Source organism: Cellulomonas bogoriensis 69B4 = DSM 16987 (assembly GCF_000767165.1).
Taxonomy (GTDB): domain Bacteria; phylum Actinomycetota; class Actinomycetes; order Actinomycetales; family Cellulomonadaceae; genus Actinotalea; species Actinotalea bogoriensis.
The window spans coordinates 1-4,831 of record NZ_AXCZ01000192.1; the positions used below are offsets into that span (position 1 = coordinate 1).

3 protein-coding genes are annotated in these 4,831 nt (G+C 73.1%); all 3 read right to left on the minus strand.

What is annotated here, in order from left to right; genetic code table 11:
- On the minus strand, window positions 1-2,626 hold a 2,626-nt coding region (gene topA, locus N869_RS12920; protein ID WP_035062284.1), incomplete at its 3' end, for a type I DNA topoisomerase.
- A 60-nt stretch (window positions 2,627-2,686) separates the two neighbouring features.
- The gene (locus N869_RS12925; protein ID WP_084137152.1) at window positions 2,687-3,613 is read right to left on the minus strand and encodes a phosphatase PAP2 family protein; all 927 of its coding nucleotides are present in this window, start codon (window positions 3,611-3,613) and stop codon (window positions 2,687-2,689) included.
- On the minus strand, window positions 3,600-4,831 hold a 1,232-nt coding region (locus N869_RS12930), incomplete at its 5' end, for a methyltransferase (protein WP_084137154.1). The genes N869_RS12925 and N869_RS12930, both read right to left, overlap by 14 nt.

The window sequence follows — 4,831 nt, forward strand, 5'->3', positions numbered from 1 at the left end:
TGCGCAGGGTCGCGTTCGTCTCACCGTCGGTCACGTACGGGCCGAACCGGCCGTCCTTGACCACCACCGGCTTCTTGGAGGCCGGGTCCTCCCCCAGCTCGCGCAGCGGTGCCGCCGCCGACGCCCCGCGCCCCCGCTTGGGCTGGGCGTAGATCGCCAGGGCCTCCTCGAGGGTGATCTCGAAGATCGCCTCCTCGCTGGGCAGGGAGCGGGAGTCGGTGCCCTTCTTCAGGTAGGGCCCGTACCGGCCGTTCTGCGCGGTGATCTCGTCGCCGCTCTCGGGGTCGGTCCCCACCACCCGCGGCAGCGCCAGCAGCCGCAGCGCGTCGTCGAGCGTCACGGTCTCCAGCTGCATCGACTTCAGCAGCGAGGCCGTCCGCGGCTTGGGCAGGGCGGCCAGGGCCTTCTTGCGGGCCGCGGCCGACAGGTCCGGGTCCAGGTCCGGCTCGGGAAGCAGCTCGGTGACGTACGGGCCGAACCGGCCCTTCTTCGCCACCACCGTGTGGCCCGTGCCCGGGTCCTCACCCAGGACGATGTCACCGTCCGGCTGTGCCTCGAGGATCTCGCGGGCCTTGTCGGCCGTCAGCTCGTCGGGGGCCAGGTCCTCGGGCACCGACGCACGCCGCGGCTCGCCCCCGTCCTCGCCGGGTCCCTCCAGGTACGGACCGTACCGGCCCACCCTCAGGGTGATGCCGTCGCCGACCGGGATCGAGTTCACCTCACGGGCGTCGATGTCCCCCAGGTTCGCCACCAGATCCCGCAGGCCCTCGGCGTCCGGGCCCCGGGCGGCGTCACCGAAGTAGAACTGCGTCAACCACGCGACGCGGTCCTTCTGGCCGGCGGCGATCGCATCGAGGTCCTGCTCCATCGCGGCGGTGAAGTCGTAGTCGACCAGGCGGTCGAAGTTCTCCTCCAGCAGGCGCACCACGGCGAACGCCAGCCAGCTGGGCACCAGGGCCTGGCCCCGGGCCGTCACGTAGCCACGGTCCTGGATGACCGAGATGGTCGCGGCATAGGTCGAGGGCCGTCCGATGCCGCGCTCCTCCAGCGCCTTCACCAGGCTCGCCTCGGTGTAGCGCGGCGGCGGGGAGGTGCTGTGCCCGGCAGCGGCCAGGTCGCGGGCGTCCAGGTCGTCCCCCTCGGCCATCTGGGGCAGGCGCGTCTCGCGGTCACCCTTGCGGGCACCACCCTCCTCGGCGTACCGGTCGACGTCCCGGCCCTCCTCGTACGCGGCGAGGAACCCCCGGAAGGTGATCACCGTGCCCGAGGCCGCGAACACCGCCTGGGTGTCGCCCTGCGCCCCGGACTCCGCCAGCGCGGGGGACGCGGGCACGTCGGCGGCCACACGCACCGACGCGGTCGAGCCGCGTGCGTCGGCCATCTGCGAGGCGACCGTCCGCTTCCAGATCAGCTCGTACAGGCGGAACTGGTCACCGGACAGCTCCTTGGCGACCTGCGCCGGGGTGCGGAAGTGGTCACCGGCGGGGCGGATGGCCTCGTGGGCCTCCTGGGCACCCTTGTTCTTCGAGGCGTACACGCGGGCCTTGTCCGGGACGAACTCCGGCCCGTACAGCTCTGCGGCCTGGCGCCGCGCGGCGTCGATCGCCTGCGAGGACAGCACCGGGGAGTCGGTACGCATGTAGGTGATGTAGCCGTTCTCGTACAGGCCCTGCGCGGTGCGCATGGTCTGCCGCGACCCCATCCGCAGCTTGCGGCTCGCCTCCTGCTGCAGGGTCGAGGTCGTGAACGGGGCGGCGGGCTTGCGGGTGTACGGCTTGGTCTCCAGGCTCAGCACCGAGAACGCGGCGTCCTGCAGACCGGCGGCCACCGCGGTCGCCACGTCCTCGCCCACGTGGACGACGTCCTTGCCGCCGCTCTTCAGGCGGCCCTGGTCGTCGAAGTCCCGTCCGGTCGCCACGCGCCGGCCACCGAGCTGCACCAGCTTCGCGTCGAAGCGTCCCTCGTGCGCCTCGGACGCGGGGCTCGGGTGCCCGAAGCTGCCCGTCACGTCCCAGTACTCGGCGGTGCGGAACGCCATCCGCTCACGTTCGCGCTCGACCACCATGCGGGTCGCGACCGACTGGACCCGGCCCGCGGACAGCCCCTGGCGGACCTTGCGCCACAGCACCGGCGACACCTCGTAGCCGTACAGGCGGTCCAGGATGCGGCGGGTCTCCTGGGCGTCCACCAGGCGGTCGTCGATCTCGCGGGTGGCCTGCAGCGCGCGGGTGATGGCCTCACGGGTGATCTCGTGGAACACCATGCGCTTGACCGGGACCTTGGGCTTCAGCTCGGCCAGCAGGTGCCAGGCGATCGCCTCGCCCTCGCGGTCCTCATCGGTGGCGAGGTACAGCTCGTCGGCTTCCTTCAACGCCCGCTTGAGCTCGGTGACCTTCTTCTTCTTGTCGGCGTCGACCACGTAGTACGGCTCGAAACCGTTGTCGACGTCGACGGCGAACTTCCCGAACGGGCCCTTCTTCATGTCCACGGGCAGCTCGGACGGCTGCGGGAGGTCGCGGATGTGCCCCACCGACGCCTCGACGGTGAAGTCGTCGCCGAGGTAACCGGCGATCGTCCGCGCCTTGGCTGGCGACTCGACGATCACGAGCTTGCGACCTGAGGGCATTCCGACCTGCTTCCTGCGGGTGGTGGGACCACGGGGCGTTCGATCGGGCACTCTACGGCGTCAGGTCAAGCCTCTGCGGTCCACGGCCCGCGGTTCGGCGGTGTGCCGCATGACCAGCAGCACGCAGAACGCGAGGCACACGACCGACGCGATGCCCAGTGCGCCACCACCGTAGGCGGTGAGCAGCTCGCCCCTCGACTCCAGCCCCTGGGGCAGGTCCGCGACGGTCTGGCGCATGGCCAGCGCGGCACCGATGCCCGCGAACACCCCGCCCACGCCCAGCAGCGAGGCCACCGCGACCGTCTCCCCCGCCGGTTCACGGGTGGCCACGGGGCCCCGACCTGCGCCCAGGGCACTGGCCAGCGCCGCCCAGGCGACCACCACCAGGACCGCGGCCACCGCGTCCGAGGGCCGGTGCCACCGGCCCACCAGGGTCGAGATCCCGGTCGCGGCGGTGTAGATCGCACCCAGCACCGCCGCCGCGGGTCGCAGCCGCCGGGGCACCACGAACAGCAGCGCGGCGGCCACCGACGCCGCGGCCGTGGTGTGCCCGCTGGGCAGGGCGTTGCTCAGCCGGTCGCCCACCGACAGGTCGGGGCGGGTCAGCAGCCCGTGCTTGAGGACCTGCGTGGTGAGGTTCGACCCGCCCATGAGGATCGCGACCTGCAGCGCGAGCAACGGTCTGCGCCGCAGCGCCGCCAGGGTCATCGCGGCGATCAGCACCAGGGCGATGAACGGCACGGAGATCACCCGCAGCACCGGCTCGGCCAGCTGCCACAGCTCACCCCGGCCGTACCGCGCACCGTCGAAGGCGGCCTGCTCGACCAGCTGCCCGGTGCGCGTGGTGACGAAGACCCAGAAGGTCACCCACACCCCGACCGACGCGAGCAGCGCGATCACCAGGGCCGGGGCTCGCCGCCCGCTCCTCACCGACCCGACCGCGGTGTGGGTGGGCACGGGACGTGGCGCGTCGTCAGCGGTCGGCACGGGACAACGCTAGGCGATCTGCACGCCCGAACGGGACAGAACGGACATGATCAGAAGGCATGATCATCATTCCGTCGCGGACGAGGTCCCGCACGGCCGGGAGCAGCTCGGCGGCCAGCTGCTCGGTGGGCGCACCGAGCAGGGCACCCAGGGCACCCACGACCTGCCCCACCGACAGCTCCCCGTCGCACGCACCCACCAGGCCCGCCAGGGCCGTCCCCACCTGCACGGTCCGTCCCGGCCCCCCGCCCTGGCGCAGCAGCACCACCTCGGGGTCGGTGGCACCGGGCCGCAGGTGCCGCTCCTCGGTGACGTCCGGGGCGACCGTCAGGTGCAGGCCCGCCAGCGCGTCATCATCCAGCACCGTCAGGCGGTCGTGGGCCTCCAGGCATGCCTCCAGGTACGGCCCCAGCGGCTGCTGCAACGGGCCGGTCCACTCCTCCAACCGGCGCAGGGACGGCCCGGCGCCCGCGTGGGGTGGCCGCCGCAGCACCACGAACCCCAGCCCCACCCCCTCCACGTCCCGGGACTCCAGGTCCGTCATCCACGCGTCCACCGCCGCGGCCCACCCGTCCGGGTCACGGTCCGGGGTGAGGCCACCGTCGCGCAGCCACGTCTCGGCGTACCTGGCCGGGTCCTGGACCTCGCGCTGCACCATCCAGCCGTCCAGGCCGGACGCGTCCAGCCACGACCCCACCCGTTCGCGCCAGTCCTCGCCCCGACGGTGCTCCCAGTTGCCGAGCATCTGGGCCACACCGCCCGGCGCCAGGACGGCCCCGACCCCCTCGACGAGCTCACGCACCAGGTCGTCGCCGGCACGCCCGCCGTCCCGGTACTCGTACACGGGCAGCGCGTCGGCGCGGCGGGGGGTGATCACGAACGGGGGGTTCGACACGACCAGGTCGAACAGCTCCCCGCGGGCGGCGTCGTCGGCGACCGGCTCCAGCAACGACCCGTGCCTCAGGTCCAGCCGCACCCCCGCGAGCGCGGCGTTGAGCTCTGCGTACACCAGGGCGCGGCGTGAGACGTCGGTCGCCACGACGTGGTCGCTGTGGGCCGCCGCGTGCAGGGCCTGGATCCCGCACCCGGTGCCCAGGTCCAGGGTGCGGCGGCGCGGGGACCGCATGGTCAGCTGCGCGAGGGTCACCGACGCCCCGCCGACGCCCAGGACGTGGTCGGGGCGCAGGGGTCGGCCGGTCGCGAGCTCGGCGAGGTCCG